Origin of the sequence: Bradyrhizobium sp. AZCC 1719, from assembly GCF_036924525.1 — a bacterium.
GTDB lineage: Bacteria > Pseudomonadota > Alphaproteobacteria > Rhizobiales > Xanthobacteraceae > Bradyrhizobium.
Genome location: NZ_JAZHRU010000001.1, coordinates 1930534 through 1945794, shown reverse-complemented (window position 1 = coordinate 1945794; position 15261 = coordinate 1930534). Strand labels below are relative to the sequence as shown.

17 protein-coding genes and 1 pseudogene are annotated in these 15261 nt (G+C 63.9%); 16 read left to right on the top strand and 2 right to left on the bottom strand.

Annotated elements, in window-relative coordinates; genetic code table 11:
- Positions 1-26 precede the first annotated feature (26 nt).
- A complete protein-coding gene (locus tag V1292_RS09320; RefSeq protein WP_334372006.1) occupies positions 27-629 on the top strand; it encodes a GNAT family N-acetyltransferase in 603 nt (200 codons plus the stop codon).
- 199 nt (positions 630-828) lie between these two features.
- Here V1292_RS09320 and V1292_RS09315 read toward each other — a convergent pair whose 3' ends face one another.
- The gene (locus V1292_RS09315; RefSeq protein WP_334372004.1) at positions 829-1743 is read right to left on the bottom strand and encodes a DMT family transporter; all 915 of its coding nucleotides are present in this window, start codon (positions 1741-1743) and stop codon (positions 829-831) included.
- A 214-nt stretch (positions 1744-1957) separates the two neighbouring features.
- Between V1292_RS09315 and V1292_RS09310 the strand changes: the two are divergent.
- From V1292_RS09310 to V1292_RS09240, 15 genes and pseudogenes are all read left to right on the top strand, one after another.
- A pseudogene (locus V1292_RS09310) lies at positions 1958-2441 on the top strand (MaoC family dehydratase).
- A 110-nt stretch (positions 2442-2551) separates the two neighbouring features.
- Positions 2552-3604, top strand: a complete 1053-nt coding sequence (obgE, locus tag V1292_RS09305) for a GTPase ObgE (protein ID WP_334372003.1) — start codon at positions 2552-2554, stop codon at positions 3602-3604.
- A gap of 90 nt (positions 3605-3694) precedes the next feature.
- Complete coding sequence (gene proB / locus V1292_RS09300) at positions 3695-4837, top strand: glutamate 5-kinase (protein WP_334372002.1); 1143 nt, start codon at positions 3695-3697, stop codon at positions 4835-4837.
- Between the two features lie 117 nt (positions 4838-4954).
- Positions 4955-6247, top strand: a complete 1293-nt coding sequence (locus V1292_RS09295; protein ID WP_334372001.1) for a glutamate-5-semialdehyde dehydrogenase — start codon at positions 4955-4957, stop codon at positions 6245-6247.
- 31 nt (positions 6248-6278) lie between these two features.
- A complete protein-coding gene (locus V1292_RS09290) occupies positions 6279-6911 on the top strand; it encodes a nicotinate-nucleotide adenylyltransferase (protein ID WP_334371999.1) in 633 nt (210 codons plus the stop codon).
- Positions 6912-7143: 232 nt separating this feature from the next.
- Complete coding sequence (gene rsfS, locus V1292_RS09285; protein WP_057842615.1) at positions 7144-7497, top strand: ribosome silencing factor; 354 nt, start codon at positions 7144-7146, stop codon at positions 7495-7497.
- Positions 7498-7592: 95 nt separating this feature from the next.
- Positions 7593-8075: a 23S rRNA (pseudouridine(1915)-N(3))-methyltransferase RlmH gene (rlmH, locus tag V1292_RS09280; protein WP_334371998.1), complete on the top strand. Its 483-nt coding sequence runs from the start codon at positions 7593-7595 to the stop codon at positions 8073-8075.
- A gap of 97 nt (positions 8076-8172) precedes the next feature.
- On the top strand, positions 8173-9495 hold the full coding sequence (locus V1292_RS09275; protein WP_334376978.1) for a murein hydrolase activator EnvC family protein: 1323 nt from the start codon (positions 8173-8175) through the stop codon (positions 9493-9495).
- The gene (locus V1292_RS09270) at positions 9492-10847 is read left to right on the top strand and encodes a S41 family peptidase (protein WP_334371995.1); all 1356 of its coding nucleotides are present in this window, start codon (positions 9492-9494) and stop codon (positions 10845-10847) included. Before V1292_RS09275 ends, V1292_RS09270 begins: the two co-directional genes overlap by 4 nt.
- A 163-nt stretch (positions 10848-11010) precedes the next feature.
- A complete protein-coding gene (locus tag V1292_RS09265; protein ID WP_334371993.1) occupies positions 11011-12222 on the top strand; it encodes a divergent polysaccharide deacetylase family protein in 1212 nt (403 codons plus the stop codon).
- Positions 12223-12318: 96 nt separating this feature from the next.
- Positions 12319-12822 (top strand): RNA pyrophosphohydrolase, encoded by a 504-nt coding sequence (locus V1292_RS09260; RefSeq protein ID WP_334371991.1) that lies wholly within the window; start codon positions 12319-12321, stop codon positions 12820-12822.
- A gap of 59 nt (positions 12823-12881) precedes the next feature.
- Positions 12882-13394: an RNA pyrophosphohydrolase gene (locus V1292_RS09255; protein ID WP_334371989.1), complete on the top strand. Its 513-nt coding sequence runs from the start codon at positions 12882-12884 to the stop codon at positions 13392-13394.
- A 154-nt stretch (positions 13395-13548) separates the two neighbouring features.
- Positions 13549-13833 carry a hypothetical protein gene (locus V1292_RS09250; RefSeq protein ID WP_334371988.1) on the top strand — a complete coding sequence of 95 codons (285 nt, stop codon included), beginning with the start codon at positions 13549-13551 and terminating at the stop codon, positions 13831-13833.
- A gap of 111 nt (positions 13834-13944) precedes the next feature.
- On the top strand, positions 13945-14085 hold the full coding sequence (locus V1292_RS09245) for a hypothetical protein (RefSeq protein ID WP_442895505.1): 141 nt from the start codon (positions 13945-13947) through the stop codon (positions 14083-14085).
- Between the two features lie 91 nt (positions 14086-14176).
- Positions 14177-14677 carry an Hsp20/alpha crystallin family protein gene (locus tag V1292_RS09240; protein ID WP_334371985.1) on the top strand — a complete coding sequence of 167 codons (501 nt, stop codon included), beginning with the start codon at positions 14177-14179 and terminating at the stop codon, positions 14675-14677.
- A gap of 128 nt (positions 14678-14805) precedes the next feature.
- On the opposite strand, the gene V1292_RS09235 is transcribed toward V1292_RS09240, so the two are convergent.
- On the bottom strand, positions 14806-15213 hold the full coding sequence (locus V1292_RS09235; protein WP_334371984.1) for a F0F1 ATP synthase subunit epsilon: 408 nt from the start codon (positions 15211-15213) through the stop codon (positions 14806-14808).
- Positions 15214-15261 lie beyond the last annotated feature (48 nt).

Below are 15261 nucleotides of genomic sequence, written 5' to 3'. Positions count from 1 at the left end.
CGCATATTCGCAATCAGGAGCCCGACATGTTGCAGGACATCCCGATCCAGACCCCGACGCTGCGTCAGACGAGTAGCTGCGTCCTCGAGACCGAACGGCTGACACTGCGCCGGCCGACGCTCGCGGACGTAAAAGCGATTGCGCATCTCGCCAATGATCGCCGCATTGCGGAAAACACCCGCCGCCTGCCGCATCCCTACCTGCCGGACCACGCGGTCGAGTTCGTGCGGGCGAATGCCACCGACAACAGCGAGACGGTGTTTCTGATCGAACACAACTATTCGCCGATCGGCATGGTCGGCATCGACCGCACTGACCCGGATACACCGGAACTCGGCTACTGGCTTGGCGTCGCGCATTGGGGCCAGGGTTTCGGCACCGAAGCCGCACGCGCCGTGATCGATTTTTTCTTCGAGGAGTTCGATGCCGAACATCTGATTTCGGGTGCCCGCGTCGCCAACCCGGGCTCGCGAAACATCCTGGAGAAATGCGGCTTCCAGTGGAACGGCGTCGAGTTGCACCGCTTCGAAGCGCTGGGATGCTCGACCCCGGTCGACCGCTTCCGCCTGACGCGCAGCGTGTGGGCATCGCTGAAGAACTGGGGAAGCTCGACGCGAAGGGAGCGGTGAATCTTTTACCCTCCCCTGGAGGGGTCCGAGACGAGCGAAGCTCGCTCGTGGGTCGACGCTCATGAAATGAGCGGCGGGGTGGGGTGACGGTCTCTCCACATCCAGCAGTGCCCGAGTGGAGAGATCACCCCACCCCGTCTCGCATTTCGCTGCGCTCATGCGAGCCGACCCTCCCCCTCCAGGGGAGGGTAAGAAAGAATCACGCCGGCGGATTCACCACCGCTTCCTCGTGGCCCAACTTCTGCTCGCGCAGGAAGATATAGAACCCCGCACCGATGATGATGGCAGCGCCGATGAGGGTCGAGATTGACGGCACGTCGCCGAACACGACGAAGCCGAAGATCACCGCCCATACGATCATCGAATATTGATACGGCACCACGACGCTGGCCGGCGCAAGTTTCAGCGACCGGTTGATGCACAAGAGTGCAACGACGGAAACCACACCCGCCGCGGCAAACAGGCCGAGACTGCCGGCGCTCGGCGTCACCCAGCCGATCGGCGACATCAGCGCGCCGAGCAGGAACGTGCCGCCGAACTGCGTGGTCGTCAGGACGATATCCGGCGTCTCCCGCAACGAGCGCGTGATCAGCATCAGGAACGCGAACGACAGGCTGCCGCCGAGCGCGATCATCGCCGGCCAGCTTACTGTTTGCGTGGACGGGCGCAGCGCAATCAGGACGCCGCAGAATCCGACCAGGATCGCGGTCCAGCGCCGCCAGCCGACCCGTTCGCCGAGCACGATGCCGGAAAGCGCGGTGACGAAAATCGGCGAGGCCAGATAATAGGTGATGACGTCGGCAAGCGGCAGATAGACGGTGGCGAGAAAGAACGCCGCGACTTCGAGCGTCGAGAGCGTCACGCGCAGTAGCTGCAGCCACGGCCGCTCGAGGCGCGAGAACTCGGCGCGCTGCTTCCAGATCACCGGCAACAGCACCAGCAGCGCCGCGCAGGCGCGCAGCCACAGCAACTGCCCGACCGAATAGGTCGCGACCATGAATTTCCCAAGCGCATCGCCGAACGAGAACATGAAGATTGACAGCAGCATCAATCCAATGCCGGCCAGGCGCGCGGAGCGCTCGTCATAGGTCGAGATTTTGCCGAACAGGCTCATGACGTTTCCTGCTTGTTGCTCTTCGTCATGGCCAGCGCGTCCCGGCCATCCACTTTTTGTGCTAGCCACGTTGTGGAGACGTGGATGCCCGGGGACCTTTAGCGCGAAGACGCGCTTCGCGCTATTGCCCGGGTATGACCAATTGAGACGGCTCGATTGCCGCAGCCACAGCGCTGCGATACCGGTATCACTCCAAAATCGGCAGGAAACCGAGATGACCGAGTTCGACCCCGCCCAGCATCGCATGGTGAGCGAACAGCGTTGGTTCGAGGATTTTGTGCTCGGCGAACGCTTCGTGATTCCGAGCCGGACGCAAACCTCGGCGGTGTTCGCAGCGTTCCAGACCGCGAGCGGCGATACCCATCCGATCCACTATGATGTCGAATATTGCCGCGCCCGCGGCATGCCGGACCTGCTCGCGCATGGCTTCCAAACCCTGGTTCACACCGCGCCGGGTGCAGGCCTGTTTTCCCTATCTCGTCGAGGAATCGCTGGTCGGCTTCCTTGAGCAATCGAGCAAGTTCCTGAAACCGGTCTACGCCGGCGACACCATCTACCCCGCGCTCGAAGTGACCGATCTCGTCCCCGGCCGCACCACCGGCGTCGTGACGCTGCGCTCAACGGTGCACAACCAGCGCAAGGAGCTCGTGCTGGAAGGAATGCAGAAATTCCTGGTTCGGCGGCGTCCGGCCTCATAGGAGGCTGTGGCTTCCGGTTCCGAAAAAGGCCCGAAAATTAAGGCTTTTCGCCGATGTTGCGAGCCTTGAGGGTTGCCGCACGGGGCCCCCTGCCCTAACTAGTACAAATCATGAAATTCCTTGACGAGGCAAAGGTCTATATTCGCTCCGGCGACGGCGGTAACGGCTGCGTGGCGTTCCGCCGCGAGAAGTTCATCGAGTTCGGCGGGCCCTCCGGCGGCAATGGCGGCCGCGGCGGCGATGTCATCGTCGAGGTGGTCGATGGGCTGAACACGCTGATCGACTATCGCTACCAGCAGCACTTCAAGGCGCAGAAGGGCACCAATGGCATGGGCAAGGACCGCCATGGCGCCAACGGCAAACCGATCGTGCTCAAGGTGCCGGTCGGCACGCAGATATTCGACGAGGATCGCGAGACGCTGATCCACGACTTCACCGAGCTCGGCGAAAAATTCGTGCTCGCCGAGGGCGGCAATGGCGGTTTTGGGAACGCGCATTTCAAGTCCTCCACCAACCGTGCCCCGCGCAACGCCAATCCCGGCCAGGAAGGCGAGGAACGCTGGATATGGCTGCGGCTGAAACTGATTGCGGACGCCGGCCTCGTCGGCCTGCCCAATGCCGGCAAGTCGACCTTCCTTTCCGTCGTCAGCGCGGCCAAGCCGAAGATCGCCGACTATCCCTTCACTACGCTGCATCCGCAGCTCGGCGTCGTGAACGCGCAGGGCCGCGAATTCGTGCTCGCCGATATTCCCGGCCTGATCGAGGGCGCGCATGAAGGCGCCGGCCTCGGCGACCGCTTCCTCGGCCATGTCGAGCGCTGCCGCGTGCTGCTGCATTTGATCGACGCGACCTGCGAACACGCCGGCAAGGCCTACAAGACGGTGCGGACCGAGCTCGAGGCTTATGAGGGGCATCTCGCCGAGAAGATCGAGATCGTCGCGCTCAACAAGATCGACGCCGTCGCGCCGGATGAACTGAAGAAGCAGAAGGACCGGCTGAAACGCGCGGCGAAGAAGACGCCGCTGTTGCTCTCCGCCGCCACCGGCGACGGGGTTCCGGAAGCGCTCAATGCGCTGGTCGAAGTCATCGGCGAGGCCCCGGTTTCGCTGAAGGCCAAGGGCGGTCAGGACCCGTGGGCGCCGGTCCCACCGCCGCAGGGCTGATACAAAGTTAGCCTTCCCGCGGCCGCGCCACTTCCAAATCAGGGGACTGGCGCGTATTGCTTCCGACCATCCGCATCACCCGACCGCATCATGAAACGTCCCGCGCTCAAAAACTTCCGCCGCATCGTCGTCAAGGTCGGCTCCTCGCTGCTGATCGACTCCAATGCTGGCGAAGTCCGTTCGGCATGGCTGTCGGCGCTGGCCGCCGATATCGCCAAGCTGCACGGCGAGGGCCGCGATGTTCTCGTCGTCTCGTCAGGCTCGATCGCGCTCGGACGCAGCCGGTTGAAACTGCCGCGTGGCCCGCTGAAGCTGGAAGAAAGCCAGGGCGCTGCCGCCGTCGGGCAGATCGCGCTGGCGCGGATCTGGTCGGAAGTGCTCGGCGCTCATGGCATCGGCGCCGGGCAGATCCTGGTAACGCTGCAGGACACCGAGGAGCGCCGCCGTTATCTGAACGCACGCTCCACCATCGCCAAACTGCTGGAGTGGCGTGCAGTACCCGTGATCAACGAGAACGACACGGTCGCCACCAATGAGATCCGCTACGGCGATAATGACCGTCTTGCCGCGCGCGTCGCCACCATGACGAGCGCCGATCTGCTGATTCTGTTGTCCGATATCGACGGGCTCTATGACGCGCCGCCCGGCGCCAATCCCAACGCAAAGCTGATTCCGATCGTCGAGTCCGTCACCTCGGAGATCGAGGGCATGGCGGGCGCCGCCGAATCCGAACTGTCGCGCGGCGGCATGTTCACCAAGATCGAGGCGGCGAAAATCGCGACGACATCAGGCACGCATATGCTGATCGCGTCGGGCAAGATCGAGCATCCGTTGCAGGCGATATCAGATGGCGGCCGCTGCACCTGGTTCCTGACGTCAGCCAATCCCATCACCGCGCGAAAACGCTGGATCGCGGGCTCGCTGGAGCCGAAGGGCACGCTGACCATCGACGCCGGCGCGGTCGCCGCCTTGCGTGCGGGAAAGAGTTTGCTGCCTGCCGGCGTGATCCGGATCGACGGCCAGTTCGCCCGCGGCGATGCGGTGGTGGTGCGCGGCCCTGATACCCACGAGATCGGCCGCGGCCTCGTCGCCTACGACGCCGAGGATGCGGAGAAGATCAAGGGCCGTTCTTCACCGGATGTGATGGCAATCCTTGGCATCAGCGGCCGCGCGGAGATGATCCACCGCGATGATCTGGTGGTGGGCCCGGCCGGGGCAATTCCGGCCAAGTAGGCCATTGGCCGAGTGGCCGTTTGCCGGTACCGGCAGCCAGCCATGCCGGTTCCGGACCTCGCAAGAGCGGGATTTTCGTGCTAGCACATGACCTTACTCTTGACCCCGAGACCTCCGATGACTGCCCCTCTCAAGGCTATCGACGGTAACGCCGATCTGCCCGCTTTGATGACCGACCTCGCCTCCCATGCGCGCGAAGCCGCGCGGATGCTGGCGCTGGCGCCGCCGGAGCAGAAGGACCGGGCGCTGGAGGCGATCGAGCGGGCGATTCGAGCCAACGCGGCAAAGATCCTCGCGGCCAATGCCGAGGACGTCGCAGACGTCCGCGCTACAGGCGCGACCTCCGCCTTCATCGACCGCCTGACGCTAACACCTGCGCGCATCGACGCGATGGCCGATGGCGTTGCGACCGTGCGCGGCATCCCCGATCCGGTCGGCGCCGTCACCGAACGCTGGCAGCGGCCGAACGGCATGACCATCGAGCGCGTGCGCGTGCCGCTCGGCGTGATCGGCGTGATCTTCGAGAGCCGCCCCAATGTCGCGGCCGACGCCGGCGTGCTGTGCCTGAAGTCCGGCAATGCGGTGATCCTGCGCGGCGGCTCCGACAGCTTCCGCTCCTGCCGGGCGATTCACGAGGCCCTGGTACAGGGCCTGCGCGAGGCCGGCCTGCCGGAAGCCGCGATCACGCTGGTGCCGACGCGGGACCGCGCGGCGGTCGGGCTGATGCTGTCAGGCCTCAACGGCGGCATCGACGTCATCGTGCCGCGCGGCGGCAAGAGCCTGGTGGCGCGGGTTGAAGCGGAAGCGCGCGTGCCGGTGTTTGCGCATCTCGAAGGCGTCAACCACGTCTATGTCGACCGCACCGCCAAGCTCGATATGGCGAGGTCGATCGTGCTGAACGCCAAGATGCGCCGGACCGGCGTCTGCGGCGCCGCCGAGACGCTGCTGGTCGATCGCGCGGGCGCCGCCGCCAATCTGAAGCCGCTGATCGAGATGCTGATCGAATCGGGCTGCGAGGTGCGCGGCGACGACGCCGTGCAGAAGGTCGACGCGCGGGTGAAGCCGGCATCCGACGATGACTGGGATACCGAATATCTCGACGCCATCATCGCCGCGCGTGTCGTCGACGGCGTTGACGGGGCCGTCACGCACATCCGGAATCACGGCTCGCGCCACACCGATGCGATCGTGGCCGAGGATGCCAAAGCGGCCGAGAAATTCCTCAGAGAGGTCGATTCGGCGATCGTGCTGCATAACGCTTCGACGCAGTTCGCCGACGGCGGCGAGTTCGGCTTCGGCGCGGAGATCGGGATTGCCACCGGCAAATTCCACGCCCGCGGGCCGGTCGGAGCCGAGCAACTGACCAGCTTCAAATACCGCGTTCACGGCACCGGGCAGACGCGGCCGTGAACGCAAGCCCGCGCCCGCGGTGACCCGCCCGATGAAATTGCAATCCGCTGCGCAAGCCATTCCCTTCCATACCAATGGCATGCGCGTCGGCCTGCTCGGCGGCTCATTCAATCCGCCGCACGCGGCGCATCGCGCCATCAGCCTGTTTGCGCTGAAGCGCTTGAAGCTCGATCGCGTGTGGTGGCTGCTGACCCCCGGTAATCCGCTCAAGGATACCGGCCGGTTGCACGGCCTTGGCGAACGGGCGCGTGCCGCGCGCGACGTCGCCGACGATCCGCGCATCGATATCAGTTGTCTCGAAGCTGTCATCGGCACCAGGTACACTGTCGACACGATCATTCATTTGCGCCGCCGCGTTTCCGGCGTGCGCTTCGTCTGGATCATGGGCGCCGACAATCTCGCGCAGTTCCATCGCTGGAAGGATTGGCGGCGCATCGCTGCCGAGGTACCGCTCGCCGTGATCGATCGTCCGCCGCAGAGTTTCCGGGCGCTCGCTGCGCCGGCTGCCCAGGCGCTGGCGCGGTATAGGTTGCCCGAGAATCAGGCGGCCCGGCTGGCCGATCAGCAGGCGCCGGCCTGGGTTTTCCTCACCGGCATGAAATTGAACCTGTCGTCGACGGGCCTGCGGAACTCCGACGGGAGCTGGAAGGCAAAAAAGAAGTGACAGTTCGGTCTGAACCGGCGGGTGGGGTCACTGGAATATTGAAACCATTAACCCCACATGCCTAATATGGTCCGCGGACGTTAAGGATTCGGCGTTCGCGATACAGTGAAAGGAATGGTCCCTGGCCACATCTGTATTGTCCAAGTCCAAGTCTGTTTTACCCAAGGCAACTAGCAAGACTTCTGGCAAGTCCGCCAAGACCGCGGGTAAAACATCGACACAAGCTGCGGCCTTGAAGGCGCAACCCGACGCCGACAAGACGCTGAATATGATCCTCTCCCGCCTCGACGATATGAAGGCGGAAGAAACGATCACCATCGACCTTCGCGGCAAATCCGCCTTTTCCGACTACATGATCGTTACGTCAGGCCGGGCCAACCGGCATGTCGGCGCGATCGCGGAAAACGTCACGAAAGCCCTGAAGGAAACCGGCATCAAGAACATCCATGTCGAGGGCTTGCCCAATTGCGACTGGGTGCTGATCGATTCCGGCGATGTGGTCGTGCACGTGTTCAGACCCGAGGTGCGCGAATTCTACAATCTTGAAAGGTTGTGGACGCAAAACCCGGCGGCGGCAGCGATCTGAAACCTCGGCCGATGCGAATCGGCTAAGGCGCATGTAGTTTGCCAGCGCGCGCGAAAAGCGCGCGTGCCGGAAAGTGCACGCCAGAAACAGCATTCATGCGCCTCGTCGTGGTTTCAATAGGCCGGCTGAAGCGGGGCCCGGAGCAGGAGCTGGCCGAGCGCTACCGCGAGCGCTTCGAGGACATCGGCCGCAAGCTCGGTTTTCGCGGGCTTTCGATCCATGAAATTCCCGAAAGCCGCGCACGCGACACTGCGACCCGGATATCGGAGGAGGCCGCCGCGATTTCGGCGGCGATACCGGAGAAATCCATGCTGGTGGCGCTGGACGAGCACGGCAAGAACATCGATAGCGCGACCTTCGCCCGGCAGCTCGGCGATTGGCGGGATGAAGGGATTGCCAATACAATTTTCGCCATCGGTGGCGCGGACGGACTTTCGCCCGATTTGCAGCGCAAGGCTAAATTACGCATTGCGTTCGGCTCGGCGACCTGGCCGCATCAAATGGTTCGCGTCATGCTTCTTGAACAGATTTATCGGGCCGCCACCATTCTGGCCGGCCACCCCTACCACCGCGCGTAAGGCACGGTGACGTGAATACAGAGAACGCTGAATAGGCCGGATGCATTCAACGCAGCACATTCATTCGTACCCTGACACCGCCGAGCGCAGCGCGCTGATGTCAGCCGTCTCGCTTCCCCTGATCCTGCTGTCCGCAAGCCTTGCCGTGACGTCGCTTTCGCCGGCGGTCGCGCAATCCTCGGCGACCGCGCAGCAAGCGACCGCCGTTTCCCCCGATGCTATCAAGCAGCGCGAGCAGGAACTGGAGGCCACGCGCGAGGAGCAGCGCAAGGCGGCCGAATTGCAACAGAAGCTAAAGGCCGACATCGCTGCGATCGGGCAGGACCGATCCAAGCTCAACCAGCAATTGATCGACATCGCTACCCAGGTGCGCAGCATCGAAACCCGCATCGGCGAGACCGAGGGGCGGCTGCGCCCGCTGGACGCGCGCGAGCAGCAGGCCCGCGCCTCGCTCGATTCACGCCGCGCTGAAATCATCGAGGTGCTGGCGGCCCTGCAGCGCGCCGGCCGGCGCACGCCGCCGGCGCTGCTGGTCCGGCCTGAGGACGCGCTGCAATCGCTGCGCACCGCCATGCTGCTCGGCGCGGTCGTCCCCGAACTGCGCGGCCGCGCGGAGAAGCTTGCCGCCGATCTCGGCGAGCTCGTGACCCTGCGCAAGAACATCGCCACCGAGCGCGACATACTTGCGCGGGACCGCGACAGGCTGAAGGACGATTCCATCCGACTGGCGGCGCTGGTGGAAGAACGACAGCGCAAGCAGAGCGCGATCGAAAAGGACATGGAGGCCGAAGGCGCACGCGCCATCAACCTGTCCAGGCAGGTTGACAGCCTGCAGGGTCTGATCGGGAAAATGGAACAAGACTTGAAGAGCGCCGCCAAGGCGGCCGCGACCGCCAGCCTGCAGGGCGCCCCGGCTACCCCGGGCGGCAAGCCCAATCTGGGAGCATTGAAAGATCCCGCCCGGCTGAGCCCGGCGATCGCCTTTGCCTCCGCCAAGGGGCTGTTCGCCTTTCCGGTCAATGGCCGCAAGATTCGCAATTTTGGCGGTTCCGACGGCGCGGGTGGCGTGGAAAAAGGCATTTCTTTGGCGACGCGCGCCGGGGCTCAGGTCACAACACCGTGTGACGGCTGGGTTGTTTACGCCGGACCCTTCCGCAGCTACGGACAACTCTTGATCCTCAATGCCGGGGGCGGGTATCATGTCCTGATCGCCGGGATGGAGCGCATTTCGGTAAACATCGGCCAGTTTGTACTTACGGGAGAGCCGGTCGCGACCATGGGAACGACGTCCCAAGTCGCATCCATTCTCGCGACGACCGCGAGCCAGCCGGTGCTCTATGTCGAGTTCCGCAAAGACGGCACTCCGATCGACTCAGGCCCATGGTGGGCCGCAAGTGAAGGCGAAAAGGTTCGCGGATGATGCGCAAGACTTCTGTAATTCTTCTCAGCGCCGCCACCGGTGCGGCTTTGACGCTCTTCGTCACGCAGCCTCGTTCCGTGCTGATGGGATCGAGTGCGCGTGCCGCGACGTCGGACACCTACCGCCAGCTTAATCTGTTCGGCGACGTGTTCGAGCGTGTACGCAGCGACTATGTCGAGAAGCCCGACGACTCCAAGCTGGTCGAATCGGCGATCTCGGGCATGCTGACCGGCCTCGATCCGCATTCCAGCTACATGGATGCCAAGAGTTTCCGTGACATGCAGGTGCAGACCCGCGGTGAATTCGGCGGGCTCGGCATCGAGGTCACGATGGAAGACGGGCTGATCAAGGTCGTCTCGCCGATCGACGACACGCCGGCGTCGAAGGCCGGCGTCATGGCCAACGACATCATCACCAATCTCGACGACGAAGCTGTGCAGGGTCTCACCCTCAACCAGGCAGTCGAGAAGATGCGCGGACCGGTCAACACCAAGATCCGTCTCAAGATCATCCGCAAGGGCCAGGAAAATCCGATCGAGGTGACGCTGGTGCGCGACAACATCCGCGTCCGCTCCGTCCGTGCGCGGGTCGAACAGGACGACATCGCCTATATCCGCGTCACCACCTTCAACGAGCAGACCACCGAAGGGCTGAAGCGCGAGATCGGCAACCTCTCGAACCAGATCGGCGACAAGCTGAAGGGCTACATCATCGACCTGCGCAATAATCCCGGCGGCTTGCTGGAGGAAGCGGTCACCGTTTCCGACTCCTTCCTCGAGCGCGGTGAGATCGTCTCGACCCGCGGCCGCAATGCCGAGGAGACCCAGCGCCGCGCCGCCCATTCGGGCGATCTGACCAAGGGCAAGCCGATCATCGTGCTGGTCAACGGCGGCTCGGCTTCGGCTTCCGAAATCGTCGCCGGCGCGCTGCAGGACCACAAGCGCGCGACGCTTGTCGGCACGCGCTCATTCGGCAAGGGCTCGGTGCAGACCATCATCCCGCTCGGCAGCGGCAACGGCGCGCTGCGCCTCACGACCGCGCGCTACTTCACGCCGTCAGGCAAGTCGATCCAGGCCAAGGGCATCGTGCCCGATATCGAGGTGCTGCAGGACGTGCCGGACGAATTGAAGGCGCGCACCGACACCAAGGGCGAGGCCTCGCTGCGTGGCCATCTGAAGACCGACGGCGACGAGAAGACCGGCTCGCAGTCCTACGTGCCGCCGGACGCCAAGGACGACAAGGCGCTGAAGACCGCTGCTGACCTGCTGCACGGCATCAAGTCGACGGCAAGCAGCGCACCGGCGCCCGGCGACAAGGCAGCAGTCGACAAACCAGCCAAGGCGGCGAACTGATCATAGCCCCGTAAATTTCCGTGAAGAAAAGGCGGCCTCCGGGCCGCCTTTTTGTTGCGGTTCTGGCTCGTCCGCTGGCCCGTCGAAGCGGCTTTTACGCGCGGCACAGCGCTCGAAGCCGACTCCTCGTGGTATCGTCGGCGAGGTTGATTCGGGGAGGTCTATGACGGAAACGGCCGACGAACTGAGCACGCCGCTTGGACAGAAGACGGAGCGCCAGAAGCGGCGGTTTCGGCTGCCGTTCACCGCGGTGCAGGCGCTGGCCATGCTGCTCGGCCTGTTCCTGGTTGCCTTCCTGACGATCGCTCTGTTTACCGACAATCCGCTGGGTGGCGAGCCCGTCGCCCGCGTCGCATTGCGCGGGCCTGCGGGGGACGACAAGCAGCCGGCGGCTTCCGGCCACACCGAACGGGCCGCAAGAAGTCCATCCCAGCAGGCCCCGGCCGGCGACAACAAGGGTGACAATAAGACCGTCACCATCATCGATGGCTCCAGCGGCAAGCGCCAGGACGTCGTGATCGGCAGCGATGCCGCCGACAAGTCCGGCTCGGACTCCGCGCCGGCAACCGCGATGGCCGGCATTGATCAGCGGCTCCTCGAAAAGTCGCGCTACGGCATGATCCCGGCGGTGGCCGACGGTCTGAAACCCTTCACTGTCTACGCGGCCGACGCCGACCGCACCAAGGCCGCGAAGATGCCAGTGGTCGCCATCGTCATCGGTGGCCTCGGCGTCGGCGCTGCCAAGACGACCGATGCCATCATGAAACTGCCGCCGGCCGTGACCCTGGCGTTTACGCCTTATGGGGCGGATCCCGCCAAGTTGACTGAGCGGGCCCGCGCGCAGCGCCACGAGATCCTGCTGCAGGTTCCAATGGAGCCGTTCGATTATCCCGATAACGACCCCGGCCCGCAGACCCTGCTCACGACGCTGACGTCAGAGCAGAACATCGACCGGCTGTACTGGCACCTCAGCCGGTTCCAGGGCTATGCCGGGATCGCCAATTTCATGGGGGCGCGTTTCACGGCCGCCGACACGGTGATGCAGCCGATTATCCGGGAGGCAGCCAAGCGCGGCCTCGGCTATCTCGATGACGGCTCCTCGCCGCGGAGCGCCGCGCCGTCCCTGACGGCAGCCCAATCGATGCCCTTCGCCAAGGCCGATTTCACCATCGATGCCGTGCCGACCTCGGCCGAAATCGACCGGACGCTGGTGAAACTGGAGACGCTCGCCAAGGAGCGCGGACTGGCCGTGGGCGTCGCCTCGGCGCTGCCGGTTTCGATCGAGCGGATTGCCGCCTGGATCAAGACTCTCGAGGCCCGCGGCATCATGCTTGTGCCATTGACAACGGCGATGCTGAAATCAAAATCAGGCTAGAGATCAACCTGATGGCAGCAATCCGGGCTCCCTCGGATTGCGCCGCCCCGACCGGTTTGCGGGTGACTTGCTGCAGCTATAGGAGTCCTGACGGAAATGGCGCGCTACGAGGACCTGCCCTACCGGACCTGCGTCGGCATGATGCTGATCAATGCAGCCGGGCTGGTTTTCATTGGCCGGCGCGCTGGCGGCATCGAACATGTCGACGAATCCCACGTCTGGCAGATGCCGCAGGGCGGGGTCGATCCCGGCGAGGATACTTGGGAGGCCGCCAAGCGCGAGCTTTACGAGGAAACCAGCGTTCGTTCGGTGGAGAAGCTTGGCGAAGTCCCGGATTGGCTGATCTACGACATCCCACGCACGGTGGCCGGCCGCGCCTGGAAGGGCCGTTATCGCGGGCAACGGCAGAAATGGTACGCGGTGCGTTTCACCGGCAAAGATAATGAGATCAACGTCGCCAGCCCCGGCGGCGGGCACAAGGCCGAATTCGTTAGCTGGCGCTGGGAGCCGATGAAGAATCTCCCGAACCTGATCGTTCCGTTCAAGCGGCCGGTCTATGAGCGCGTGGTCAAGGAATTCGCCAGCCTTGCGGGCGCTTAGTGTGGCGGGTCTTCCACGCGATGCTCCGTCATTCCGGGCTTGCGAAGCATGAACCCGGAATGACGGCGACCGAGATGTCCGACAAACCCTATCGCCCCAACGTGGGAATCGCGCTCTTCAACACCTCGGGTCAGGTGCTGATCGGCCGCCGCTTCCGTGACGACGGGCCGGAAATCATCTTGCCGGGTCTGGAATGGCAGATGCCGCAGGGCGGCATCGACGCCGACGAGAATCCGCGCGATGCCGTCATGCGCGAACTCTGGGAAGAGACCGGGGCGGTCAGCGCCGAATACCTCGGCGAGACCGATTGGATGAATTACGAATTTCCGCCGTATGATGGGCCGGTCGACCATCGCTTGGCTAAATTCCGCGGCCAGCGGCAGAAATGGTTCGCATTGCAGTTCACCGGCCGCGACGACGAGATCGACCCGCTGACGCAGCGCAACGGCCAGCCGGCCGAATTCGATTCCTGGCGCTGGGAGCGGCTCGACCGTGTCGCGGACCTCGTGGTGCCGTTCCGCCGCGACGTGTACCGGATGGTGGTGCAGCAGTTCGCGGAATTCGCTCGCTAGCATTCAGCGCATGTCGCTGCCTGCGATAGCCCAAGATATTGCGTCCGCGGCTGAACAACTTCAGGCGGTCGCGCGACTTACCCACTTGACAGCGACTGCCGCTGCAGCCGAGTTGGCTTTGGAATAGATAGCAACGCCTGATGTCTCGCCTCGCATGAACGACGTGATCGTGACCAAGCGCCGCCGGAGTTGGGAATGGCGCGTGCAGGACCAGAATGGCAGGGTGATCATGAGCGGACGCGAACGCACCCGTCCGGCCGCCAGGTACCAGGGTTATCGGAGCCTTTTCATGCTGCTGTCGGTCGGCCAGAGACCGGGCGCCCAGCAAGCTCTCCGTTTGGGCCAGAACCGCGAATCGGCGATCGGTGGCGTTCGTTCTGATCGGAACGTCCGAGCAGCGCCGGCCGGGCGAACATTGGACGGCTTCACTCCCGATTAAGCCTTCGGTAATCCGTTGGGCCCAGCCAAAAATTCTTGAACCCCACTTGAAACTTTTCTGCCTTTTTCTAATTCGATTTCTGCCGCGGACAGCGGTGCCGGATGCCAGCCTGTGCAGGTCGAGCAGGCCTCGTTCAAGCATGGTCTCTTGATCGTCGATCTCGTTCGCGAAGTGCCTGACGCGATGAAGCCGCGGCGCATCCCGATCCGCAACGCCGGCGCTTCCCACCAGATCGAGCAGAAGACGGCTTGAGCCGCTTCGGCAATACCGGCTCGGCGCGTGGATAACCGGCCGCGCGCGGGCCGATGCAAGCAACATCAGCAATCTCTGTAAGGAGGACACCATGGCTTTTCGTAATCTGATTCCCTGGTCGAGAAACCAGGAGCTTGCGCCTACGCGCGACAGCTTCGATCCCTTCTTCACCCTGCACCGGGAGATGAACCGGCTATTCGATGACGTTTTCCGTGGCTTCCCGACGCCTGCCCGTTTCGGCAGTCCGCTGATGGAAGGTCGCTTCGGATGGCCAAGCATCGAGCTCAACGAAACCGACAAGGAGCTGAAGGTCTCGGCTGAGTTGCCCGGGATGACGGAGAAAGACGTTCAGGTCGAGATCGCCAATGGCGTTCTGACGCTGCGCGGCGAGAAGAAATCCGAACGAACCGACAATGGCGGAAAATACTTCACCGAGCGCTATTACGGTGCGTTCGAGCGGCAGATCCCGCTCGACGGCGTCGTCGAGGACAAGGCCGAAGCCAAATTCCATGACGGCGTCTTGACCATCACGCTGCCGAAATCCGAACAAGCCCGTTCGGCCGTCAAGCGCATCCCCATCGTCAATCAGTGACGAGAATGGCGGCGGCGCAGTGTGCCGCATGAAAAGACAGATGCCCAAAAAGCTCAGCGCCCGTCACGGGGTGACGAGCGCTGGCGTTATCAGGGCCTTCATTGCGCCCCGGAGCGGTGCCCCGGGGCCTAGTGCATAGCGGTGGCGTTGAGCTCGATCTGGATGCTCTTGAAGTGATCCAGCCGCTCGATGGCGTGATCGAGTTCGGTGCCTTCCTTCTCGGCGAGCTTGGCTTCCATCTCGGCAATGGTTTCGGCGAACTGCGCGCGGTCGACCTCGGCCATCGAGGTAGCGACGTCGGCCAGCACGGTCAGTCCGTTTTCCGACATCTCGGCGAGCCCACCGAGCACGATGATCTTCTGATGCGCGCCGCCTGACGTGACGGTCAGGATACCCGGGCGGATCGCCGCCACGACCGGCGCGTGACCGGCCAGCACGCCGAAATCGCCTTCCACGCCGGGAACGTCGACCTGATCGACCTCGCCGGAGAAGGCGAGCTTTTCGGGCGAGACGAGATCGAAATGAAAGGTAGCCATGGAGAACCTGCGAATAGCGAGTGGCGAATGGCGAGTAGCGAATGGTGC

Excerpts from the sequence above, each read along its gene's own strand:
- V1292_RS09320 (WP_334372006.1), top strand. The coding sequence starts at position 27 with ATGTTGCAGGACATCCCGATCCAGACCCCGACGCTGCGTCAGACGAGT.
- V1292_RS09315 (WP_334372004.1), bottom strand. The coding sequence starts at position 1,743 with ATGAGCCTGTTCGGCAAAATCTCGACCTATGACGAGCGCTCCGCGCGC.
- obgE (WP_334372003.1), top strand. The coding sequence starts at position 2,552 with ATGAAATTCCTTGACGAGGCAAAGGTCTATATTCGCTCCGGCGACGGC.
- proB (WP_334372002.1), top strand. The coding sequence starts at position 3,695 with ATGAAACGTCCCGCGCTCAAAAACTTCCGCCGCATCGTCGTCAAGGTC.
- V1292_RS09295 (WP_334372001.1), top strand. The coding sequence starts at position 4,955 with ATGACTGCCCCTCTCAAGGCTATCGACGGTAACGCCGATCTGCCCGCT.
- V1292_RS09290 (WP_334371999.1), top strand. The coding sequence starts at position 6,279 with ATGAAATTGCAATCCGCTGCGCAAGCCATTCCCTTCCATACCAATGGC.
- rlmH (WP_334371998.1), top strand. The coding sequence starts at position 7,593 with ATGCGCCTCGTCGTGGTTTCAATAGGCCGGCTGAAGCGGGGCCCGGAG.
- V1292_RS09275 (WP_334376978.1), top strand. The coding sequence starts at position 8,173 with ATGTCAGCCGTCTCGCTTCCCCTGATCCTGCTGTCCGCAAGCCTTGCC.
- V1292_RS09270 (WP_334371995.1), top strand. The coding sequence starts at position 9,492 with ATGATGCGCAAGACTTCTGTAATTCTTCTCAGCGCCGCCACCGGTGCG.
- V1292_RS09265 (WP_334371993.1), top strand. The coding sequence starts at position 11,011 with ATGACGGAAACGGCCGACGAACTGAGCACGCCGCTTGGACAGAAGACG.
- V1292_RS09260 (WP_334371991.1), top strand. The coding sequence starts at position 12,319 with ATGGCGCGCTACGAGGACCTGCCCTACCGGACCTGCGTCGGCATGATG.
- V1292_RS09255 (WP_334371989.1), top strand. The coding sequence starts at position 12,882 with ATGACGGCGACCGAGATGTCCGACAAACCCTATCGCCCCAACGTGGGA.
- V1292_RS09250 (WP_334371988.1), top strand. The coding sequence starts at position 13,549 with ATGAACGACGTGATCGTGACCAAGCGCCGCCGGAGTTGGGAATGGCGC.
- V1292_RS09240 (WP_334371985.1), top strand. The coding sequence starts at position 14,177 with ATGGCTTTTCGTAATCTGATTCCCTGGTCGAGAAACCAGGAGCTTGCG.
- V1292_RS09235 (WP_334371984.1), bottom strand. The coding sequence starts at position 15,213 with ATGGCTACCTTTCATTTCGATCTCGTCTCGCCCGAAAAGCTCGCCTTC.